This window comes from Bacillus sp. MBGLi79 (assembly GCF_002953915.1).
This window is the reverse complement of record NZ_CP026521.1, coordinates 4,232,797-4,256,424: the sequence shown is the minus strand read 5'-3', so window position 1 is coordinate 4,256,424 and position 23,628 is coordinate 4,232,797. Positions and strand designations below refer to the sequence as shown.

Here is a 23,628-nt window from a genome sequence, read left to right as displayed (position 1 = left end):
CTGTCTCTTTTTCTTGTTTAGGCTGTTCAAATACAAATAAGAAAATTGTACATCATAGCCAATGTTATTGTCTGATTCTTCAGTTATATTAAGTGACATCGAATGTCAGAAAACGATACATGCGATGGAAAGCAGACAATAACGAAAGGGGAGCCGGCTATGAAATTAAAAGAGAGTCAGCAGCAATCCAACAGGCTGAGCAATGAAGATCTGGTGCCTTTGGGGCAGGAAAAACGGACATGGAGAGCAATGAACTTTGCCTCCATATGGATGGGATGTATACATAATATACCGACATACGCGACGGTGGGAGGATTAATTGCGATCGGCCTTTCGCCTTGGCAGGTGCTGGCGATCATTATTACGGCATCGCTTATCTTATTTGGCGCTCTTGCCTTAAACGGCCATGCGGGGACAAAATACGGGCTGCCGTTTCCAGTGATCATCCGGGCTTCTTACGGGATATACGGCGCAAATATCCCCGCGCTTCTGAGGGCGTTTACAGCCATCATGTGGCTTGGTATCCAGACCTTTGCGGGCAGCACGGCACTGAACATTTTGCTTTTGAATATGTGGCCGGGCTGGGGAGAAATTGGCGGCGAGTGGAACATTCTCGGCATTCACTTGTCTGGTTTGCTTTCTTTTGTATTCTTTTGGGCCGTTCATTTACTCGTATTGCATCATGGCATGGAGTCAATTAAACGTTTTGAGGTATGGGCAGGGCCTTTAGTGTATCTGGTATTTGGCGGCATGGTATGGTGGGCCGTCGATATTGCCGGAGGATTGGGGCCGATATACTCTCAGCCAGGAAAGTTCCATACGTTCTCAGAAACATTCTGGCCGTTTGCTGCCGGAGTGACCGGCATCATCGGCATCTGGGCGACATTAATTTTAAATATACCTGATTTTACAAGGTTTGCTGAAACGCAAAAGGAGCAAATCAAAGGGCAATTTTACGGTTTGCCGGGAACATTCGCGCTGTTTGCTTTCGCAAGTATTACGGTGACCTCCGGCTCGCAGGTTGCGTTCGGAGAGCCGATTTGGGATGTTGTCGATATTTTGGCGCGGTTTGATAACCCTTATGTCATCGCCTTGTCCGTGATCACGCTCTGCATCGCCACGATCTCTGTAAATGTCGCGGCGAACATCGTATCGCCCGCTTATGATATAGCGAATGCCCTGCCGAAATATATCAATTTCAAACGTGGCAGCTTTATCACAGCATTGCTCGCTTTATTTACGGTTCCGTGGAAGCTGATGGAGAGTGCGACAAGCGTGTATGCGTTTCTCGGCTTAATAGGCGGCATGCTTGGACCGGTGGCAGGCGTGATGATGGCCGATTATTTTATCATTCGCAAACGTGAGCTCTCGGTAGATGACTTGTATTCCGAAACAGGACGGTATGTGTATTGGAAGGGCTACAATTACCGTGCGTTCGCAGCCACAATGTTAGGAGCGCTGATTTCGCTGATTGGCATGTATGTTCCTGCATTGAAGAGCTTATACGATATCTCTTGGTTTGTAGGTGTGCTGATCTCCTTTCTTTTCTACATTGTTCTGATGCGTGTTCACCCGCCTGCATCGTCGGCGATTGAAACGGTTGAACCTGCACAGGTCCGCCAGGCTGAATAAGATCTATATAAACGGTATATTTTCATATTTTTGAAATGGTTTTCCATAAATAGAGCATTTATAATGGTTTTAGAAATCTATTCTAAAACGAAATGGGAATCGAAAATGAGAAAAAGGTATTTTATTCTTTTGGCAGGTGTTTTAGCTTTGGGCATCTTTGCTTTCGTTTTTGATGAGACAAAAGCGAATGAGGAAAGAGATGAAGACTGCCTATATGTTTCGCCAAATGGCAGTGATCAAAATGAAGGAACAAAAGAAAAACCGTTTCGTACATTGGCACACGCATCTGAGAAGGCTGCTGCCGGCACAACCGTCATGATTCGGGAGGGCACGTATCATGAAATCCTTGATGTGAAGCACAGCGGTACGAACGGAAAGCCTATCACGTTCCGAAACTATGAAAATGAAAACGTCGTGATTACCGGTGAATCCGTTGCGAACGCTGAATATGAAACACCGCTGATTCGCATTCACGATAAACATGACATTGCCATCAGCGGTTTAACGATTCAAGATCTTTCTGTTTCATCTGAGGAAGCAACTGCTATGGGGATTTATGTGTCAGGGTCCAGCAGTCATATCGCCATCAAGGATAATCATATCCAGGGGATTAAAACAACAGCGGATGAAGGAAATGCCCACGGAATCGCAGTTTATGGGACTGGCAGCATGAAGGACATCCGAATCGAGGACAATACAGTTGAGAAACTGACGCTTGGAGCGAGTGAAGCAGTTGTGCTGAACGGTAATATCGATGGCTTCACTGTTGCAGGCAATGTGGTCCGCAATAATAACAACATCGGGATTGACCTAATTGGTTATGAGGGAACCGCGGATAAAAACGATTACGTGCGAAACGGTGTCGTGGAAAACAATACGGTTTATCAAAACTCGACTTACGGCAATCCTGCCTATGGGGACGACTACTCAGCGGGCGGGATTTATGTCGATGGCGGACACGGTATCGAGATTAAGAACAACACAGTTTACGATAACGATATTGGGATTGAAGCAACATCTGAACACAAAGGAAAGTATGCAAATGCCATTCAGATCACAAATAACAAAGTGTACAACAATGCGTACACCGGTATTTCAATCGGAGGATACGACAAAAAGCGGGGCGGCACCAGCAATTCTCTGATTGCCCGCAATATTATGTACCGGAATGACACAAAGGGACTGTACGGCGGACAGCTGCTGCTGCAGTACGATACGAAAAACAACACTATTGAAAAGAATATCTTGACGGCCGGTGATTCCAGATTATTTATCGGAAACGATTTTACAGAAAATGAAGGAAATACGGTCAATCATAACGTGTACCACAAGGAAGCGGATCAAGACGGAATATGGATGTGGAAAAAGAAAGAATATGATTCGTTTTCGTCGTATCGAAAAGCAACAAATAACGATCAGCAATCCATATATGCCGATCCGATGTATCGTGATGAAGAGTCGTATGACTTTACGCTAGATCCTGATTCACCTGCGCGGAAAGTCATTGAATAATATGCCATAAGCGGCGTTCTCTCGTTCAACCGAGCGGGACGCCTTTTTTTAGATACAAAAAAGACTGCCGGGATTTCCCGGCAGTCTTACAAGTTATTCTGCGATAGACACTTTTCCTTCAGCCTCAGCAGGTTTTCTCTGGCTCCACGTGTAGAGAAGCAGAGCAATTAAAACGAACAGCCCCGCTGATAAATAAATGGCAGAGAAGCCGGCAGATGCTACAAACAATCCGAATACATACGACCCTACAGCAATTCCGCTGTCAAAGAAGGTAAAGAACGTTGCCGTTGCAAAACCTGAGCGGTGAGCCGGAGATTTCTGGATCGCCAATGTTTGCATACATGGAACGATTGATCCGTATCCAAGCCCGATAACCGCTCCTGAAAGCAGAAGCATCAAGCCGCTGTGTGTGAAGGACAGCATGCAGAGTCCCACAGAGAAAATCAGGATTGATGGGTAAATGACAATGCCAGGTCCGACTTTGTCGAACAGTTTCCCTGTGAACGGACGTGCAATCATCATTGTCACCGCAAAGCAAACAAAGAAATATCCGCTGATATCCGAAAGATCAACTGATTTGGCGAATACAGACAGATATGATGTAACAGTTGAATAACAGAAAGAAATAAACAAACCGACCGTCGCAATTTTGAGTGCGCCTTTTTCGAACATATCCGAGAACGCAAAACGGAATACAGTCGTGCCGCTGTCTTTACTTTGCGGCACTTTTATCAAGAACGAAACAAGTAAGCCCGCAACCATAAACAGCGCAAAGGCTGTAAAGAATACAGGGAAGCTGACCACCCTCATCAAATTCAGGCCAAGGAAAGGCCCGATCGCCATAGCGAGGTTCATAGACATGGCAAAGTATCCAAGCCCTTCACCGCGCCGTTTGGCTGGAATAATATCAGCGGCAATTGCACCTGTGACAGTCGTTAAAATGCTGAACCAAATCCCTTGGAAGAACCGCAATCCGAGCAGCAGGGAAAAGTTATGAATCGGCATATACAGAAAAGATGATAGGGCGAATAACGCCATCGATATAATCGCCATTCTTTTCTTCCCGAAACGCTCAATAATGGCCCCGGAGAATGGCCGAGTAATGATCGCAGACAGAAGGAACAGGCTGATTAAAAGCCCGCCTTGTGATTCTGTGCCGCCAAGCTCTTGCAGCGTATAGATCGGCAATACCGTTAAAAATGTATAAAAGAACACAAACACAAATAAATTGACAAGCAGGACCATAATAAAATCCTTGGTCCATATCGCATCCGCTTTTTTCAAATGTATGTCACTTCCTTATTATCATTGTTGTAAAAACATGCGGAATAAATGAGAAAAGGCTTCTTTATCTTCATCCCGGAAATCTGCAAGCAGCTCTTCCTCGAATTTCAGCATTTTCACATTGATTTCTTCGTATTTTTTCTCGGCTTCTTTGGTGAGGACAACAAGTTTTTCCCGTTTGTCTTCACCTTGCCGTCTCTGGACCCAGCCGTTCTCCTCCAGGCGTTTGATCGTCCGTGTGACAGTCGGCGCTTCCACATTTAAATAGGACCAAATCTCTTTTTGAGTCATTGGTCCGATCGTACGCAAACAATATAAAACTGACCATTGAGATGAATAAAGGCCGAATGGCTCCAGCTGTTCATTGGCTTTCTTGGCAATCAGGCGGGCGCTTTGGTTGATTTGATGAATGAGGTGTCTGTTGACGTAGGTCATGTCTGTCTCCTTCTAAAAAACTTACCTAAGTAACTAATTGCTTATTTCATTCTACAGGAGCGGTGAATAGATGTAAAGATGAAAATTTAGTGACGCGAAATAGTTTGCTGATGCTGAAAAAGTTCGTTTCACCCCTTGTCCTTATTGAGTTTTTAGCATATTCCCAAAAGAATGCTAATACACTGTTACAAACCTAACAAAGAGAGTGTTTGAGGTGAGGGATCGTGGGCATATTTCACAAACTTACTTTTAAAACCATACAACAAAGAAGCGGCATAATGAATGACTCTTTACAGAATACGGATCTCATTTCACACTTCTCACATCCATTTTAGGGAGGTCGAGTGGTGTGCACGATTACATCAAAGAGCGAACAATCAAGATAGGGAAGTACATCGTGGAGACAAAGAAAACCGTTCGTGTCATTGCGAAGGAATTTGGTGTTTCCAAAAGTACAGTACACAAGGATTTAACAGAGCGTCTGCCTGAAATTAACCCCGACTTGGCAAACGAAGTGAAAGAAATACTCGATTATCATAAATCCATCAGGCATTTAAGAGGAGGAGAAGCGACAAAACTCAAATATAAAAAAGATGAAATACTCGAGGGAGAGCCTGTTCAGCAATCATAATCGCCTGACGTTGTCTTCTTGAAATCGTTCATAAAACATCCGCAAAAATTTGTAAAGAACTTAATGTGCTTCCAACTTTTTTTCTATATTTTATGATAATATATATAATTAGGGCACAATGTGGATATTTACTGTGAAACAGATTTTCAAGGAGGATATAAATAGATGTTTGCAAGGGATATTGGTATTGACCTCGGTACTGCAAATGTACTGATCCATGTTAAAGGTAAAGGAATTGTTCTGAATGAACCTTCCGTAGTTGCACTTGATAAAAACAGCGGCAAAGTGCTGGCGGTTGGCGAAGAGGCAAGACGAATGGTTGGACGTACACCTGGGAATATTGTTGCGATTCGCCCGCTGAAAGACGGAGTTATTGCTGACTTTGAAGTAACAGAAGCAATGCTGAAACATTTTATTAACAAGCTAAATGTAAAAGGCCTGTTTTCAAAGCCGCGCATGCTCATTTGCTGCCCGACGAATATTACATCTGTTGAGCAAAAAGCAATCAAAGAAGCTGCAGAAAAAAGCGGCGGGAAACATGTATACCTTGAAGAAGAACCTAAAGTTGCCGCTATCGGCGCGGGTATGGAAATATTCCAGCCAAGCGGTAACATGGTTGTAGACATCGGAGGCGGTACGACGGATATCGCGGTTATTTCAATGGGCGATATTGTCACCTCCTCTTCTATTAAAATGGCTGGGGACAAGTTTGACATGGAAATCTTAAATTATATCAAACGCGAGTACAAGCTGCTTATCGGTGAACGTACTGCGGAGGATATTAAGATTAAAGTCGCAACGGTTTTCCCAGACGCACGTCACGAGGAAATTTCCATTCGCGGACGGGACATGGTTTCCGGTCTTCCAAGAACAATTACAGTCAACAGTAAAGAAGTTGAAGAAGCCCTTCGTGAATCTGTCGCTGTTATTGTTCAGGCTGCGAAACAAGTGCTTGAAAGAACACCGCCTGAACTTTCTGCTGATATTATCGACCGCGGCGTGATTATTACCGGTGGAGGCGCGCTCTTAAACGGTCTTGACCAGCTGCTTGCCGAAGAACTGAGGGTACCGGTCCTCGTTGCTGAAAATCCTATGGATTGCGTAGCCATCGGCACAGGTGTCATGCTTGATAATATGGACAAGCTTCCTAAACGCAAACTAAGCTGATTTCACAAACCTCATTCTGAAAAAGAATGAGGTTTTTTTATGAAAAGCCTTCACGAAAAGATATTAAATGACGATAATAGGATAAAATACTGATTTTTATTATAGAACAAACGTTCCTATATGACAACTGGAAAAAATGCCATTTTTAGAGGTGGGAAATTTGTTAAAAGGATTATATACAGCAACATCAGCAATGATTGCCCAGCAAAGAAGAACGGAAATGCTTTCAAATAACATTGCAAACGCAAATACATCAGGATATAAAGCTGATCAAGGCTCGATGCGAGCGTTCCCTGAGATGCTGCTCAGCAGAATTGAATCAAAATCTCCGGCCGGAACATCGAGGACGGAAATCGGTTCCGTGAATACGGGAGTGTACATGCAGGAGCTTAAGCCACTCCTTACACAGGGGAGCCTGAAGTCTACAGAACAGCCTACAGACATTGCATTGGTCGAAAATCAAGTTCCGATCAATGCGGAAACCAATGAAAACGCGGCTCTTTTTTATCCAGTTCAAACAGCGGATGGAATCCGTTATTCAAAAAGCAGCACATTTTCACTAAATGAGAATAATCAGCTGACGATCAACGGACGCCCTGTTTTATCGACGGATGGCCAGCCAATTACTGTTGATAATGAGAATTTCACTGTGTCTGAAAACGGTACTGTGGCAACAAACGGACGGACAGCCGGCCAGATTGATGTCAGAATGGCGGAAGATGTCCGCAATCTGAAAAGGGACGGAAACGATTTGTACAGCACGGCGGACGGCAATGATCTGCCAAGCGCAGCTGGAAATAATCAAGTATCCTATTCATTAAAACAAGGCATCTCAGAGCTTTCAAACGTGGATGTGACGAGCGCCTATACAGAAATGACTGAAGCGTACAGATCGTTTGAGGCGAATCAGAAGGTTATTCAGGCTTACGATAAAAGTATGGATAAAGCAGCGAATGAAATCGGAAAAATTTAAGATAACGGAAGAGAAAAACGGGGGACATGAACCATGCTCAGGTCAATGCTAACGGCATCAACAACCTTAAACCAGCTGCAGCAGCAGATTGACACCATCAGCAGCAACCTTTCAAACAGCAACACAACCGGCTATAAGGCAAAAGATACGAATTTTTCTGAGCTTGTCAGACAGCAATTCGATCAGGTTGATGAAAAAAACGAGGAAGTGGCAAAAGCCCGAAAAACGCCGCCCGGCTTGCGCCTTGGCGTCGGAGCGATGATGAATTCACGCCTTGTCTCTGATCAAGGAAGCGTTCAGAAGACGGATCGTGATCTTGATATCGCGTTTACGTCACCATACCAATATCTTCAGGTGAATGTAAATGGAAACCGCCAGTATACGAGAGACGGAGCATTATATTTAACGCCTTCAGCCAATAATGCCAACCAGCTTCAGCTCGTTACTGGAAACGGGTATCCGGTTCTTGATGAAAACGGTAATACAGTGAACATCGACAGTTCAATGAAGAATATCACCATCAATAAGAACGGCACGTTAACCGCCTCTAACGGAAATGCGGTCCAGCGGTTTAACCTTGGGGTTGTCCAAGTGAATAACCCTCAAGAGCTGAAATCGGAAGGGAATAACCTTTTCTCTATTGATAATGCGGCAGCTTTTGAAGAGCTGAATGGCGCAAATAGACAAAACATCGGCATGCAGCAGGGCTCACTTGAGATGTCCAATGTCGATATTTCAGAACAAATGACAGATTTGATTACGTCCCAGCGTTCATATCAGCTGAACAGCAGAACGATCACAATGGGAGATCAAATGCTCGGTTTAATCAATTCAGTCAGATAATAAGAAAATGGGCGTTTTCAATCAGCCGCGCATGATAAAAAAAGCGGCTTTTTCGAAATCGTCCTTTTTTTTGTAGTATTCCGTAATATCTTCTAGCAGGACTTCTAAATCCACCCACGCCTCGATTTTTTCTAATTCAATCACATATTCGAGCAGCTGCTCATAGGGATCTTCCACTGAGGTGTAGAGTGCTTCAAGCGTTTTTAATTTTAAATAAATGGTTTGAATGTCTACCTTTTCAGATAATTCTTTTCCTTTTTGAAGGACGGCTTTAGCTTCTGTGATGTTACCTGTTTTAAACAGCGCTCTGACAGACTCGTACACACAGTGCAGATACGAGACGGGAGAATTCGTTTCAAATTCTCGATTCCTTAATACTTTTTTAAAGTAAAGAAGCGCCTCCTGGTCTTTTTTTTCGGTTGCTTTTAAAAAGCCAAGGTTGTAATAAGCGTGGCATAGCAGGTTTTCGTCATGTAGTTGCTGGGTTTTGTTAATGATTTCTTTGAAAAGCTGTTCAGCTTTTTCATAGCGTTCTTGATCAATATAATTCACGGCGAGCAAAAGTTTACAGGTGATTACCTTTTTAATATAGCCGAATTGGTGCAAATAGATGTGTAATGCTTTTTTGACGTATTGGATGGAAAGCGGCGGTGATTTCATCAAGTAATAGGCGCCTGCGGTTTGATAATATAAATCAGCGGCTTCAAACGTATTGTGAATGGCGGCCAGGTACTGTTCAGCTTTTTTAAAATGATGTACTGCATGTTTCGGAGCTGTTTTGACCATTTCATATAATCCAGAGAAAAAATACAGATAATACTTCAATTCATCATCCATTTTGTCTTCCAGGCCATATAGGTCATCGAACAATGAATCGAGTCCGTTCTGGTTTTCAAAAAGCAGCTGATGGCGGGCCTGAAACAATTGATAACGCACCCAAAGCTTTGTGTTCTTTTTGATCTTCGGAAGGTGCTGGTCAATTTTCTCTTTCAGTGTGCAAACGTGATTCATTTTGCGTTTGCTCATTGCGGAATACCACTCGTCTAACATGTTTAGCATTCTTTTTTCAATAAACTTCGAAATCATTTTCCTACCTCTTTGCTATTGGTAAAATCTATAATTATCATATCATAACTTTTGACGGCTCTCATTGACAGTTGGTTACATAGTTAGTGCAGTTGAAAAAGAGATTAATTCATAATATACTTTTCAAATGTACAGATTGGATCTTTGATGATTGCTATACATACTAATGCAGATGAAGGAGATGTCAAGACAATGCTTGATACTCAGCAAATTAAAGAAATTATTCCTCACCGTTATCCGTTTTTGCTTGTGGATCGGATTACGGAAGTTGAAGAAGGCAAACGAGCGAAAGGCTATAAAAATGTAACCGCAAATGAAGAGTTCTTTAACGGACATTTTCCTCAGTATCCGGTTATGCCCGGCGTATTAATCGTAGAAGCGCTTGCTCAAGTCGGAGCTGTTGCGATGCTGATTAAAGAAGAAAACCGCGGCAGACTGGCTTTTTTTGCAGGCATTGATAATTGCCGTTTTAAAAAACAAGTCAAGCCTGGTGACCAGCTTCACCTTGAGGTTGAAATCATTCGTGCCCGCGGCACAATCGGGCGCGGAAAAGGCGTTGCCACAGTTGATGGCGAAGTCGTTTGCGAAGTTGAACTGACTTTTGCCCTCGGAGAATAAATGAAAAAATGCAGATGGCCAGGGGCACATTTGTCTTTTTCTTTACAAAAATAGAAAAGCAGGTGATTGTATGTGGAATGAATTTAAAGCCTTTGCCATGCGGGGAAATATCGTAGACCTAGCGATTGGTGTTGTGATAGGCGGCGCTTTCGGCAAGATTGTCACATCTCTAGTAAATGATATCATTATGCCTTTGGTCGGTTTACTGCTGGGAGGGCTTGACTTCTCAGGCCTGTCGTTTACGTTTGGCGATGCTGTAGTTAAGTATGGCAGCTTTATACAGACGATTGTGAACTTCTTAATTATATCGTTCTCCATTTTTATCGTCATTCGGACTTTGAATGGGTTAAGGCGCAAAAAAGAAGCAGCAGAAGAAGAGGCGGCGGAGGAAGCTGCGGATGCGCAGGAGGAGCTGCTGAAAGAAATCAGAGACCTGCTGAAGCAGCAAACGAAGTCGCCGGAATAAAAAAGATGCCGTTAGAAACGGCGTCTTTTTTTATTATTTTCGTTTAGGTGCGTTCTATGTCCTTCAGTCCCGCGGGGCTTTCCGTTGTTTCAGCGAGATGAATGAGCATTGAGACTGAGGTGCCTGCATCCGGATTGCTGCTGATCATCAACTCGCTTCCGCAAAAATGTTTCAGCCGCTGATTGATATTCTTTAATCCGACGCTGCGATCAAAATCCGCAGATAAGAGATCTTTTTGTTTTTCCGGAGTCATCCCGGCACCGTTATCCTCTACTTTGATGTAATACTCATTTTTGCTTTGTTTTTTAGCTGTCAGTTTGATCCATCCTCCGCCTCTTTTCTTGCTGACACCGTGAAGAACGGCATTTTCCACTAAGGGCTGAATCATTAAAGGCGGAAGGATAAAGTCAATGTCTTCATCTATATCGAAAAGAACCTCAAGCCGATTGCCGAATCGCGTTTTTTCTATAGAAAGGTAGGAATTGATAATCGAAAGCTCATGTCTGAAGGAACTGATGGCAGATGTATTTTGAAAGTCAAAACTCATTCTCAAATAGTTGGTAAATTCCTCTGTTACCTCCCGGGCCTTTTCAATATCCAAATGAGTGAGAGAAATAATCGTGTTTAAGACATTATAAAGAAAATGAGGCTTGATTTGCGATTGGAGAAATGCCATTTCCATTCTTGTCGCTTGATTTGCTGTATGTTTCATCATGATCAGGTTTTGAATACGCGCCATAAATTCAGAGTAATGATAAGGTTTTTGCAAAATGTCATTCGCTCCGGCATGAAACGCCTTGTATTTGTCATGGCCGATAATGGCTGCTGTAATCATCAGAACCGGGAGATCGACCATGCTGAATCGTTCGCGAATTTTCATACAGACTTCAAAACCAGTCATATCCGGCATCATCAAGTCCAAAATAACCAAATCAAGCTTCGTGCAAGAGATGATTTCTAATGCTTCCTTTCCATTCTTCGCAGCAATCACATTGTAGGGCACACCTTCAAGCATATCGCTCAAAATTTTCAAACTGTCAATGTTATCATCGACTATCAGAATGGTTGGAGCGTCAATACGCTCAGAGTAATAAGGTGTGCTAAATGAGATATCCGACAGATCTTTCCTGGAATGCAATTCAGGAAGACGTTTCTTTGTTTCAGATACAGATTCATTTTGGGCGATTGGCAATGTGAAATGGAATGCCGAACCTTTTCCCTCTTTCGATTCGACCCAAATGTCTCCGTTTTGGAGCTGAACCAGCTGTTTGACAATGCTAAGGCCAAGACCGGCACCATCGTCTTTATTCGCTTCGGCTTGCTGAAAAGACTCAAAGATGGTTTGGCGATCAGCTTCTGAAATGCCGCTTCCCGTATCCATTACTGTCACTTTGATCATGCTGTCGTTCAGTCTTGAAGCAGAAAGTGTGATTTGGCCCTCTGTTGTATATTTGATTGCATTATCGACTAAATTGGTTAAGATTTGGCGGAAGCGGTTTTCATCCGCGAGCACTAAAGGAAGATCGTCCGGGATATGAATCACCATATTCAAGTTTTTATGTCTCGATAAAAGATTGTAGAAATTCATTTCCGAACAAACTAAAGTATAAATATCAACAGGAACCGGGTGGATTTGAAGCATGCCCTGCTTTATTTTTTCTAAATCCAGGATGTCATTTACCAGATTGGACAGCCTGTAGCCCATGCGGATGACGAGCTGCATATTTTCCTTCTCTTCTTCTATCGTTCTTTTTCTTTTGCCGGCCAACAGGGTCTGGCATATATTAATGATGCTGTTCAGCGGTGTTTTGAATTCATGTGATGTTTTGGCGATAAATTCATCTTTTAAACGGTCACTTTTGAGCAATTTCCACGATAGCACTTCATTTTCACGGAATGCCCCGGCGAATTGCTGTGCCATTAGCAGAACGATCGCCAGCAAAGCGATAACTGTTGGCAATGAATAAATCGAATTAAAGGAAAAGGCTGTTTTGCCGCTATAAGCTGATATGGTGGTTAAAATGACAAAAGCACTCATTGATATAGAGGCGATGGTCAGATACAGGCTTCCTTCCATTTTGCGGATCGCAGCAATCGTAAAAATATATGTAATATAAACCAGAGTCGAGACGGCTAGCACAGAATGTAAGATGTACGAGGTATGGCCGATAAAACCGACGGTTAAAAAATCTGTGACTAAGACCAGTCCGGAAGAAACGGTGGCTATGCGAATAAAACGCTTTGAAACAATCTCTCTGTAAGCAAAATAGAGATAAAGAAAAACCGCAATGCTGACAAGCACTGTAGAGATGGCCCTCAATGAATTTAGCAATGAAAATGAAATTGACGGATAAAGGAGAAATATAATCCGCTCTTTTCCGATCATCAGAATAATGAACGAAAACAGAAGACACATAACAGAAAAAAACAACAAATGTTTATCTTTTTTTCTTTGCAGGAAAAAGCCCAGAAAATATAATCCGGTAATGAAAAAAGCTGTAATCATGATCGTATCATTAAGAAAGGAAATTTTGTTTTCTCGCACTATTTGGTCCTGAGTGCCAAAAGTAATTGGCTTTGCGATTCCCCATCCCGGCGTTTTTCCGAAGTTCGAAAATTGTACAACAAGTTCATTGCCACCCTTGTGAAGCATAAAAAAGCTCGTATATGGGCGGTTTTGTGCCGCGAAATCAGGATTATCTGAAGGGCTTCCGCTTTGGCCAATGCGTTGTCCATTAAAATAGATGCGATTGGCGCTGTAAATAAACGACGTGCTGATCCCGAATACCTGATGGTCTTGCTTTGATCTGATGGTCAGCTTATATGTTCCGTAATCTACATTCATACCTTGTTTGGACAGCTTTACATTGCTGGGAACATCAACGAAGAGAGGATCTTTTCCTTTTGCTGTAGCGATCTCTTTTGGTGACAGAATCTGATTTGGATACAATGCCCATTTTCCGTTCAGCTGTACATTCCCATCCTTCTGAAAATCCCAATTCTCTAAGTTCATGACCCCTTGCCTTGCCTCAGGAAGCGTTGACCCGGAAGAATGGTCAATGGCAATGAAAACCATAAAGAATGCAGCGTAACCGAAAATAATCGAAGTAAAGATGAATTTCTCTTTCATATCATGGCTCCTTTATTCAAATAGGATCAGATCATTCTAAATTCCTATTTTTTTATAAATATTGTAAGTGCAAAATTTCAAAAACTACAATAGAAAGAAAAAGAATCCAGATAAAGGGGTTATTTGTCATGATATAATAGAAGTTATTTACTGATATCTCGATTTTACATATAGGGTGGGATGTTTTGTGAAAGCGTTAATTGTTGATGATGAGCACTTGGCATTGCTTCATTTTAAGAAAATGCTTGAACGAACAAACGCCTTTCAATCTATTATGGCGTATCAAGATCCGGTTGAAGCCTTGGAGCATCCTGAGACTCCTGCTGTAGATGCGGTGTTTCTTGATATTGAAATGCCGGGGGTAAATGGCATTGAGCTTGCTGAGGCCATTCAATCGATGAATGAAAACATCCAAGTCGTTTTCATCACGGCTTATAATGAGTTTGCTATCAAAGCGTTTGAGCTGAATGCCATTGATTATTTGCTGAAGCCTGTCGTATACAAGCGGCTTGAGACTACTGTTGAACGAATCAAAACGAATCATATGCTCAGACAAAATACAGGAAACACCGAGGCGCATTTTTCGATCCAATGCTTTGGAAGCCTGCAGTTTCATCAAATCTTAAAGGGTGCCAAAACAAACATTCCAGTCAAGTGGAGAACGTCGAAAGCACGTGAAATATACTTATTTTTACTTCACAATCATGGCCGTGTGGTCAGTAAAGACATGCTGATCGATCTTTTTTGGCCTCATTATGATATTTCAAAAGCAAGCACCCAGCTTTACTCGACCATTTATCAAATACGAAAATTATTCAGCCAGATCCCTTTCAGCCAAACAATCGAGAAGACTGATACTGGATATATTCTTCGGCTTTCAGGCGCAAAAATCGATGTTGTGGAATGGGAAAAATCACTAAAAGGGGCGCCGCCGCTAAATGCAGCTACATTACATCTGCACATGGATATTTTCATGTCCTATCAAAATCATTATCTAATGGAGCACGGCTATCTTTGGGCAGAACCGGAAAAGACGCGTCTTTCTCAGCTTTGGCTTGGAAAGGCTTATGAACTGATCGATTATCATATTCAGGAAATGAACGATCATCAAGCGATGGACGTTTGCCTGCAAGCCGAGAAAATTGAGCCTTGCGATCATAAAATCATGCAATTCAAGCTGCAGCTATTTAACAAAAACGGGAAGGTAGAAGAGGCGATAAAAGAATATCAGCGTTACAAACAAATGAAGGATCAAATTAATTAAAAAACTCTCAAACCAGTATGTGTCGATTGCCTTTCGATGCACACTGGTTTTTTTGTGCATGTCAGCTAAAGGGAAGGCCCTCGCCATATGTCTCCTGGTTGAATCTTCAACTCTCCAATTCACTTCAATCATACATGATTTTTGAGTTGTACAGAAATTGTATAGTTCCATTTCATACAATGTAGTTTGGTTCGGATGGCAAATCTTAGTTTTGGAGCACATTCGGTATTAGCAGTTCATTGTGGGGGATGAGACATGATGTTATGGTCTCGCGGATCAATCGGCAAGTGAAAAATAGATATGAGAGGGAGGAATGAAAAGTTGAGAACGAGGAGTTTTCCCTTAGGGCTGAAAAAAAGCGGGCGGATCGTCATGATCATAAGCCTTGCTATCTTTTTCTTCTTCAGCCAGATCGCCAGCTATACTCTTACAGCACAGGCTGTAGGCGTAACGCCAAGTGATAGTCAATTCTTCGATTCGGTAACAGTTAAGGACGCCAAGGGCCGGATTGTTGACGGATCAAAAGGGAGTGAACCGGCACTAACACCGGAGGACGACGTGACACTGACATATGAATGGTCATTGAAAAAAGCAGATAGCGAACAGGATATCAATGTGGAGATACCTAAAAGCTTTACCTTTGATAAAGGTGCAGAAGGTGAGATCAAATCTGCTGATCAGGTCATCGGCAGCTATCAAGTGCCGGCGGGCAGCAGCACCATGACGGTAAAATTAACAACTGCATCCGCGGATTCTCTTGATGCCAAGGGGACCATTACACTGCCAGCTAAGTTTACTGCAGACGTAAAAGACGATGAACATACAGCAGCAGCCCTTTTTCAGCTAGGGGGAGGCAAAACCCAGCAGGTGATCATCCCTGTTAAGAAAGAGGAGACACCAGATGGCGAGGAAGAGCCAAAAAACGACTCTTCTGATACTGCGGGTGATCAGAAAGGGACAGATGACAAATCTGCACCTTCAGCCAGCAAGGAGCAAAAAGAGGAAGAACAGCAGCCATCAGCGGATTCTAAGAGCGGCGAATCTTCTAAGAGTGATGACTCAAAAAAAGTGTCATCCTCAAGTCAAACAGCTTTCAAAAGCTTGCAAACTGAAGAAAAACAAATCATGCAAAATATTTTAACCGGCGTGACATTGACGGACGAAAACGGAGAGCCATATGACAAGGGCAATCGCGCCAATACGAATTCTCCGGTGAAAATTTCAATTGATTGGGCCATTCCTGACGATTTAGGAAAAACAATCAATGCCGGCGATAAATATGAATTTGATTTGCCTAAAGAATTTATTATGCATAATGACATTGTGAACCTGCCGTTAAGCGCCGGAGACACCACCTTCGGGACATTTTCTATTGATACGAACGGACATGTGGTGATGACATTTAACAGCGAGATAAAAGAAAGTTCTCATGTCAAAGGTACTTTGGTTATCAATACGCAGTTCAACGAGAAAAAAATTACGGGTACGACCACACAAAAGATTCCATTCCCTGTGAATGCCGATACGCCTGAAACAACAGTTTATTTTAAACCCAATGTGAGTAAAACCATTGATAAATCAGGTGTGCTGGATAAAGGCATCAACCCTGGTAAAGTAACATGGACGGTCGATGTCAATAAAAAGTTGGATCAAGTCAAAAATGCCAAACTCACGGAGAGCCTTCCAGATGGCGTAATCTACCGTTCAGTTAAAGTGTATGAACTCAATGTGAACATTGACGGTTCTGTCAGCAGAGGAAATGAAGTTTCTTCCGGCTACAGTGTTGATTCAAAAGGAAATGTCACATTTGACGGGACAATTGATTCAGCCTACCGTCTTGTATACGAAACCGACATTGATAATAGTGCGAAGCCGAGTGAAGGCGGAAATATAACGCTGACGAACAAAGCAGCATTCAGCGGAGATCAACTGGAGCCCATTTCTGCAGAAGCCACTGTTGCAGCCAAATATGGAAAAATGATCGCGAAATCATCAACAGGCTATGATGGAGAATCTCAAACATTCAGCTGGGCTCTTGTATACAACTACGGTGAGAAACAGATCGACCAATCCAAGGCCAGCATTAAAGATTCTTTTGGAACTGGCGATTTGCATCTTGTAAAAGATTCCTTGAAGGTTGTTCCTATTACCTTCGGACAGAATGGCGGGGAGCAAGCGGGATCGCCTTTAAAGGAAGGCGAGGACTACACGCTGATCGATAATGGAAACGGATTTGAAATCAAATTTAATAAAACCATTACCAGCGCTTACAAAATCACATATCAAACAAAGGTCAACAGCGGAGTGATCATTGATAAATCTACAACATACACCAATAGCGTGGTGACCGGAACAGGGGATTCAAAAGAAGCTTCCGGAATAGCCATTCAGCAGAATCTCATCAAAGGATATTCAAACGTAGATTATGAAAAGAAGACGGTTGATTGGACGATTACCGTTAATAAAAATAAATACTTGATGCACAATTGGGCTTTGGATGATCAATTTGAAAGCGGCGGAATGGTTCTGCTTGATGAATCGTTCAAGCTTCAAGACATAACGAACAACAAAACATTGCAGAAAGACAAAGACTACACGTTAACAAAAAAAACGGATCATAAAGGCTTTACTTTGGCATTGATCGGGGATTATGCAAAAACAGACAGTCAATTTAAGATCACTTATACGACAACATTCAATGCCGATTATTCTAACGAAATCGTTAAGAATACAGCTCAGTCGACATGGACTGATCAAAACGGCAATGAGCGCACGAATAAAGTATCAAGCGGTTTTACGCCGAATCACCAGACTTCAAATAATGGGTTTAAAAACGGTTCATACAACGCGGTTTCAAAGGAAATCACGTGGAAAATCGGCGTCAACTATAACGGCGAGCCGACGAAAAATCCTTATATCAAAGATGCCATAACAGATCCTCAGCAATTTGTGCCGGGTTCCGTTGTCGTTAAGAGTTATACGATCAATAAAAACGGCTCGATCACAGAAGGAGACGCGCTTGATCCTTCCAAGTATGATGTCGAAGAGCCTTCTGCGAATAATGAACGCACTCTGACGGTACATCTTAAAACAGGCGATTCTGTACCATATCTGATTGAGTTTAAGACATCACTCAAAGGACAGGTCATTGATCAGAATCAGTACACAAACAAGGCAACCTACTATAATGACGGCTATGCAGACCGTACGTTGACGGGCTCTGTTTCAGTTACGAACGGAGGAAGCCTGATTTTCAAAGGCGGCAAACAAAATGGAAACTACATCGATTGGAACATCAATATCAACTCCAGCCAATCAACGCTGGATGATGTAAAAGTCACAGACACGCCGGATGAAAATCAAATTTTAGATGCAGATTCTTTTAAAGTATATCAAGCAAAATATGATGAAAACGGAGTGGTCAAAGACAGCAGCGGAAATCTGACCGCGGGCGATCTCGAGCTTCAAAAAGACAAGGATTACACGTTACACATCAAAACGGACAATACAACAGGTGAACAATCATTTGTCCTGACATTTATAGGCGGCTATAAACAAATTGACCGTGCCTATGTGATTAAATACCGGTCTCTGATTAACATAGCCGGCACGAGCGGCCATGTTAAAAATAAGGTGTCCATTTCAGGAACTAATGTGAAGGAGCAGACTAAAGAAAACAGCAGCTCGATCTTTGTTGCTATTTCAAGCGGTGACGGTTCCGGATCTGGAGAAAAAGGAAGCCTGACGATTTTTAAGACTGGAGAGGACGATAAAGCTCTAGAAGGAGCAGAATTCCAGTTATGGTCTGAGGACTCCAAACAGCTCCTCCGCACTGGTACGACGGATGCCGGCGGGAAGCTTGCATTTGGAAATATTCGCTATGGTTCCTATGTATTAAAAGAAGTAAAAGCGCCTGACGGATATACCATCAGTGATGCTTATGCAAAAGGAGTCTCTGTGAAAATAGACAGCAACTCCTCCAAGACAGAAGCGCTGTACAAAGTCGTAAATCAACAGAACAAGGTGACGCTTATCAAACAAGACGAACAAAACAACCCTTTGGCAGGTGCTGTTTTCAAGCTGGAGAAAAAGTCAAATGACGGCACCTATACTCTCATACGAACAGATATCAAATCTGATAAAAACGGAAAAGTAGAAATGAACGGTTTGCCGGCGGGCTACTATCGCTTGACAGAAACACAAGCTCCTGCAGGCTTTATCGTAAATACAAAAGCGATTCACTTCTCAATCGCAAAGAATGAAAAGAATCAAGTGTCTGATGTGAATTTAGGAAAAATGACCAACTATCAAGGGAAAGTCTCACTGACGAAGGAAAATGCTGACGGCCAGAAACTTGAAGGCGCAGTATTCAACATTGTCGATCAAGATGGGAAGGTCGTTCAAGAGAAGCTGACTTCAGATAAAGACGGTAAAATTGAGGCTTCGGGCCTTGCGCCGGGACGCTACGCCTTTGTGGAAACAAAAGCGCCAGCGGGTTATGTGCTGAATACAAAGAAAAAAGAATTTACCATCTCAGAATCTGCAGCAGGAAAACCTGAAGCCGCAGATGCCGGAATCGTCGTTAACGATAAAGGCTCTGTTGAGCTGACGAAGGAAGATGCCGATGGCAAGAAGCTTGAAGGAACCGTCTTTAAAATTATCGACAACGAAGGCAATACGGTTCAAGAAGGACTGACCTCGGATAAAAACGGGAAAGTCGCAGCCTCAGGCCTTGCACCGGGACGCTACGCTTTTGTTGAAACGAAAGCGCCAGCGGGCTATGTGCTGAATACAGAGAAAATTGAGTTTGAGATCTCTGATTCCTTTGAAGGAAAGCCTGCAGTTACAGATGCCGGGGTAGCCATTAACCATAAAGGCTCCGTTGAGTTGACGAAGGAAAATGCTGAAGGCGAGAAGCTTGAAGGTGCAGTTTTCAACATTGTCGACGAAAAAGGAAATACGGTTCAAGAAGAGCTGACTTCCGATAATGACGGAAAAGTGAAGGCTACGGGTCTTGCACCGGGACGCTACGCCTTTGTTGAAACGAAAGCGCCAAACGGTTATGTGCTGAACACGGAGAAAAAAGAGTTTATCATTTCTGAATCAGCAGCAGGAAGGCCAAAATCCGCAGATGCCGGGATCGTCGTGAACTATCAAGGATCGGTTCAGCTGACGAAGGAAGACCAAGATGGAAAAGGCTTAGCAGGTGCGGTATTCAAAATCACGGACAGCGGTGGGAACACTGTGAGAGACGATCTAGTCTCAAAAGAAGGCGGTAAAATTGAAGTTGACGGGTTAGCGCCGGGAAGCTATCAATTTGTTGAAAAACAGGCGCCAGATGGATATCTTTTATCCGAAAAACCAGTGTCATTCACCATTAAAGCAGAATATGGCGGCAAACCTGAGCAAGTGAAAGTGACAGCGGTTAATACAAAGAACCTTGTCGTTCTCACCAAAGTGGATCAGCATGATAAAAATAAAGTTCTGCAAGGCGCGGAGTTCAATTTGGCAGATGCCAATGGCAAAGTGCTGAAGTCCGGTTTGGTTACCGATGACAAAGGACAAATCACGGTGCACGGCCTTAAAGCTGGCGAATATCAGTTTGTGGAAACAAAAGCGCCTAAAGATTATGAGTTGAACCAAACTCCTATATCGTTCAAGATCACAAACACAGACACAAAAACAGTCGAAATCACCGCGGAAAACATATTGGCACCAGGTGACGTAAATGTGAAAAAAGTGGATCAAGATGATAAAATCACCGTTTTGGAAGGCGCTGAATTCAAGTTATTGGATGAAAGCGGCAAGCCTGTAAAAACTGACGGATATGGAAAAGAGCTTTCTGAACTCTGGAAAACGGATCACGATGGACAGTTCACTGTAAAAGGCCTTGCGCCTGGAAGCTATCAGTTGATTGAAACAAAGGCTCCCGAAGGTTACAAACTTGATGAAACACCGATTGAATTCACAATTGAAAAAGGACAGTCAAAAGCTGTTGAGATCGTTGTTTCTAATCAAAAAGTGAAAACACCAACGCCAGATAAACATGATCATCCTGATAAACCTACACCGGACGGAAATGGTAAAGAAGATGGAGATCATTCGAAAACCAATGGTACAGATGGCAGCTCGAATGGTCAGACGAACACAGACAAAACCCTTCCGAAAACCGGAGATACAGACAGCATGCTGACGGCCATGATTGGCATCCTGTTGCTTATGGCAGGCGGAGGCTTAGCTGTTGCCTCAAGAAAGAAGCAAAGAAAAGGATAAATAGGAAGGCACCTGATCATTGAAGAACCGATCAGGTGCTTTTTTAAAAGTGAAACTGACAAGGCGCATTTTTAGAAGGAAGCATAAGAAAGGGTTTTTTGCATGTACAAAAAAATGATCATTACGGTGTTCATTCTTTTAGGACTGCTGCTGATCTCTTCTCCTTATATCAAAGGAGGAATCATAGCCTATCTTAGCAAAAGCCAAAGTGAGTCGGCCTTAACTGTAGAGCAGCTGAAAAAAAATAATGAGAGAGAAGCGGAATTTGAATTTGATTCAATCGAACCGCCTGAGTTGATGGATGCCATAAAGGCCGGCTTTGAACACGATCAAAAAGCGGTTATTGGACGGATAACGATTAAAAGCGTCGATCTGGAGCTTCCGATCGTAAAAGGAACAACCAACGAAAATCTATTGATAGGAGCGGCAACAATGCGCCCGGATCAAAAAATGGGCGAGGGGAATTATCCGTTGGCGGGCCATCATTTGAAGCAAAAGAGTCTTCTGTTCGGACCTCTGGAAAGCGTAAAAACAGGTGCCCAAATTGTTATCACGGATTTTAAAAAGGATTATATCTATTCTGTGACATCTAAAGACATCATATCGGAAATGGATGCAGATGTAATTGAGGAGACAAACAAAAAGGAGATTACGTTAATCACATGTGACAAGGCGGTCAAAACCGAAGGGCGCCTCGTTGTGAAAGGGGAATTGGTTGATTCTTTTGGCCATACCAATTAATTATGCAAGAGTGAAAAAAAGCTGCCGTTTTAGAACGGCGGCTTTTTCGCTTCTTTTTTATATTTTTTGCTTAAATGCCTCAATAAGTTTTGTTCCTGTATAGCCCTCTTTTACAAGGGATTCGAGTATGGTCTCAGTGCCCTGTTGTTTTCTTGTGACCATTTGTCCGTAGAGTAAAACCTGTATGCTTTCTTCCAGCTTGACGATATTTTTCACTGCTGCTGTCAGCTGGGCGGGGCGATTGCTTTTTTTCGTAATCGTTACAAATACTTTGGCTTCAGATTGGCTGTTTTGAAGCTGTTCAAAAAAAGACAGATGTTCTTTCTGTACAAGCGCTTCAATCAGCCAGTGATTTTCACCGTCTTCTTTATTGATAATCAGTCCGTCAATAAGAGGAAACTGTTCAATTGATTGTTCTTCCTTGTCCACTCGTTCCACATTCAGGTCAACCAGTTTAAAGGTTTTCATTTCTTCTCACCCCGATTACTTCCAAAGATTTCTTGCCTTCCATTATAACATAAACGTTTTCGAGGAAAAAATGCTGCAATGCTGGGGCTAAAGAATTTTGTATGAGTGAAACATTTAATAATTTCTATTTTTTCATTATACTGTAACTGACTATGGATTACGGAGAGATGTGGTATGAATCAATTTCGTTTAAAGGAAATTTATATTGACGGCGCTCCTTCTGAAAACCATTTGATTCAAAAGGAAGTAACATATATGTTAAGCCGTAAGGAAGTGTTTGAGGTCCATCTGAACAAAAAAGGAAGGATAAGTTTTTTATACGAAACACAAGATGGCATGGAGCAGTATAAAATCAAGCTGTCAATGCCGGAAAAAAAGTTGAGCTTTCAGTGGTTTGCGTGGGATGGTTCTTCCTATGTGCGCATGAATACGCAAAATTGGCTGACGAAGCAAATCTTTTTCCGTTTTTTAAAAAGTACATATTTCTTTAAAGGGAAAAAGCAAAAGATGTTTTTAGCTGAAGGGAAAATGAAAACGAAAGATAAAAACAGAGGCTGAAAGCCATTTTTAAGCGTTTTTCTTTTCTTGTTGCATCATTTACAATACATACAACCGCAAGGAGAGGAGGAATCGCATGTTCAATCAGGTCATGCTTGTCGGACGTCTTACAAAAGATCCCGAGCTTCGCTACACTTCCGCCGGTGCGGCAGTCGCCCACGTTACGCTCGCGGTGAACCGCAGCTTCAAAAATGCTTCAGGTGAAATCGAAGCTGATTACGTCAATTGCACACTTTGGAGAAAGACAGCTGAAAACACCGCGTTGTATTGCCAAAAAGGTTCTCTTGTCGGCGTAAGCGGACGGATTCAGACAAGAAGCTATGAAAACGCAGAAGGGGTTAACGTGTATGTAACAGAAGTATTGGCTGACACTGTTCGTTTTATGGACCCTAAACCCCGGGAAAAAGCTGCTGATTGACAACCCCCGCTCCTCCCGTTTTCTATCCATTCACTCATTCGGATCTCCGCATCATCCCCTCAAAAATGACCAGTCGACCAGACTGGTTCTTTCTTTTTGTTTACTTAGGAAAAATTGGTTCCTATGATG

19 protein-coding genes and 1 pseudogene are annotated in these 23,628 nt (G+C 42.6%); 14 read left to right on the top strand and 6 right to left on the bottom strand.

What is annotated here, in order from left to right; genetic code table 11:
* Positions 1–159: 159 nt before the first annotated feature.
* Entirely contained in the window at positions 160–1,632 is a 1,473-nt protein-coding gene (gene pucI, locus C1T29_RS21710; RefSeq protein ID WP_103749375.1) for an allantoin permease, read from the top strand.
* Between the two features lie 105 nt (positions 1,633–1,737).
* Positions 1,738–3,144, top strand: a complete 1,407-nt coding sequence (locus C1T29_RS21705) for a right-handed parallel beta-helix repeat-containing protein (RefSeq protein ID WP_103749376.1) — start codon at positions 1,738–1,740, stop codon at positions 3,142–3,144.
* A gap of 93 nt (positions 3,145–3,237) precedes the next feature.
* On the opposite strand, the gene C1T29_RS21700 is transcribed toward C1T29_RS21705, so the two are convergent.
* On the bottom strand, positions 3,238–4,428 hold the full coding sequence (locus C1T29_RS21700; RefSeq protein ID WP_014665669.1) for an MFS transporter: 1,191 nt from the start codon (positions 4,426–4,428) through the stop codon (positions 3,238–3,240).
* 21 nt (positions 4,429–4,449) lie between these two features.
* Entirely contained in the window at positions 4,450–4,863 is a 414-nt protein-coding gene (locus tag C1T29_RS21695; RefSeq protein WP_003235672.1) for a MarR family winged helix-turn-helix transcriptional regulator, read from the bottom strand.
* Positions 4,864–5,087: 224 nt separating this feature from the next.
* Here C1T29_RS21695 and C1T29_RS21690 point away from each other — a divergent pair, with 224 nt between their 5' ends.
* The 5 genes from C1T29_RS21690 to flhP all read left to right on the top strand — a co-directional run bounded on the left by C1T29_RS21690 (position 5,088) and on the right by flhP (position 8,477).
* Positions 5,088–5,198, top strand: a complete 111-nt coding sequence (locus C1T29_RS21690) for a protein usd (RefSeq protein WP_080478284.1) — start codon at positions 5,088–5,090, stop codon at positions 5,196–5,198.
* Positions 5,199–5,212: 14 nt separating this feature from the next.
* The gene (spoIIID, locus tag C1T29_RS21685) at positions 5,213–5,494 is read left to right on the top strand and encodes a sporulation transcriptional regulator SpoIIID (RefSeq protein WP_003221804.1); all 282 of its coding nucleotides are present in this window, start codon (positions 5,213–5,215) and stop codon (positions 5,492–5,494) included.
* Between the two features lie 165 nt (positions 5,495–5,659).
* Positions 5,660–6,661 carry a cell shape-determining protein Mbl gene (gene mbl / locus C1T29_RS21680; protein ID WP_014665668.1) on the top strand — a complete coding sequence of 334 codons (1,002 nt, stop codon included), beginning with the start codon at positions 5,660–5,662 and terminating at the stop codon, positions 6,659–6,661.
* Positions 6,662–6,821: 160 nt separating this feature from the next.
* Positions 6,822–7,634: a flagellar hook-basal body complex protein FlhO gene (flhO, locus tag C1T29_RS21675; protein WP_069838548.1), complete on the top strand. Its 813-nt coding sequence runs from the start codon at positions 6,822–6,824 to the stop codon at positions 7,632–7,634.
* A 33-nt stretch (positions 7,635–7,667) separates the two neighbouring features.
* Positions 7,668–8,477, top strand: a complete 810-nt coding sequence (flhP, locus tag C1T29_RS21670) for a flagellar hook-basal body complex protein FlhP (RefSeq protein ID WP_069150466.1) — start codon at positions 7,668–7,670, stop codon at positions 8,475–8,477.
* Between the two features lie 21 nt (positions 8,478–8,498).
* Here the strand turns inward: flhP and rapD are convergent, their stop codons facing one another.
* Positions 8,499–9,563: an aspartate phosphatase RapD gene (rapD, locus tag C1T29_RS21665; protein WP_103749273.1), complete on the bottom strand. Its 1,065-nt coding sequence runs from the start codon at positions 9,561–9,563 to the stop codon at positions 8,499–8,501.
* Positions 9,564–9,755: 192 nt separating this feature from the next.
* Between rapD and fabZ the strand changes: the two genes are divergently transcribed.
* Together fabZ and mscL are read left to right on the top strand one after the other, a co-directional pair.
* Positions 9,756–10,181 carry a 3-hydroxyacyl-ACP dehydratase FabZ gene (fabZ, locus tag C1T29_RS21660; protein WP_003221796.1) on the top strand — a complete coding sequence of 142 codons (426 nt, stop codon included), beginning with the start codon at positions 9,756–9,758 and terminating at the stop codon, positions 10,179–10,181.
* Between the two features lie 70 nt (positions 10,182–10,251).
* Positions 10,252–10,647: a large conductance mechanosensitive channel protein MscL gene (mscL, locus tag C1T29_RS21655; protein WP_014665664.1), complete on the top strand. Its 396-nt coding sequence runs from the start codon at positions 10,252–10,254 to the stop codon at positions 10,645–10,647.
* 43 nt (positions 10,648–10,690) lie between these two features.
* Here mscL and C1T29_RS24945 read toward each other — a convergent pair whose 3' ends face one another.
* Positions 10,691–11,662 (bottom strand): histidine kinase, encoded by a 972-nt coding sequence (locus C1T29_RS24945; RefSeq protein WP_231516587.1) that lies wholly within the window; start codon positions 11,660–11,662, stop codon positions 10,691–10,693.
* A 177-nt stretch (positions 11,663–11,839) separates the two neighbouring features.
* Positions 11,840–13,153, bottom strand: a pseudogene (locus tag C1T29_RS24940) (ATP-binding protein); the annotation flags it as partial.
* A gap of 811 nt (positions 13,154–13,964) precedes the next feature.
* Between C1T29_RS24940 and C1T29_RS21645 the strand changes: the two are divergent.
* The 3 genes from C1T29_RS21645 (at position 13,965) to C1T29_RS21635 (ending at position 22,055) form a co-directional block, all read left to right on the top strand.
* Complete coding sequence (locus C1T29_RS21645; RefSeq protein WP_103749275.1) at positions 13,965–15,041, top strand: response regulator; 1,077 nt, start codon at positions 13,965–13,967, stop codon at positions 15,039–15,041.
* Positions 15,042–15,362: 321 nt separating this feature from the next.
* On the top strand, positions 15,363–21,314 hold the full coding sequence (locus C1T29_RS21640) for a SpaA isopeptide-forming pilin-related protein (RefSeq protein WP_103749276.1): 5,952 nt from the start codon (positions 15,363–15,365) through the stop codon (positions 21,312–21,314).
* Between the two features lie 102 nt (positions 21,315–21,416).
* Complete coding sequence (locus C1T29_RS21635; protein ID WP_103749277.1) at positions 21,417–22,055, top strand: class A sortase; 639 nt, start codon at positions 21,417–21,419, stop codon at positions 22,053–22,055.
* Between the two features lie 57 nt (positions 22,056–22,112).
* Here the strand turns inward: C1T29_RS21635 and C1T29_RS21630 are convergent, their stop codons facing one another.
* Positions 22,113–22,523, bottom strand: a complete 411-nt coding sequence (locus tag C1T29_RS21630) for a YwpF-like family protein (RefSeq protein WP_014665659.1) — start codon at positions 22,521–22,523, stop codon at positions 22,113–22,115.
* A gap of 174 nt (positions 22,524–22,697) precedes the next feature.
* Between C1T29_RS21630 and ywpG the strand changes: the two genes are divergently transcribed.
* Both ywpG and ssbB read left to right on the top strand, forming a co-directional pair.
* Positions 22,698–23,081 (top strand): DynA interaction protein YwpG, encoded by a 384-nt coding sequence (ywpG, locus tag C1T29_RS21625; RefSeq protein WP_014665658.1) that lies wholly within the window; start codon positions 22,698–22,700, stop codon positions 23,079–23,081.
* Between the two features lie 76 nt (positions 23,082–23,157).
* The gene (gene ssbB, locus C1T29_RS21620) at positions 23,158–23,499 is read left to right on the top strand and encodes a single-stranded DNA-binding protein SsbB (RefSeq protein WP_014665657.1); all 342 of its coding nucleotides are present in this window, start codon (positions 23,158–23,160) and stop codon (positions 23,497–23,499) included.
* Positions 23,500–23,628: the final 129 nt, after the last annotated feature.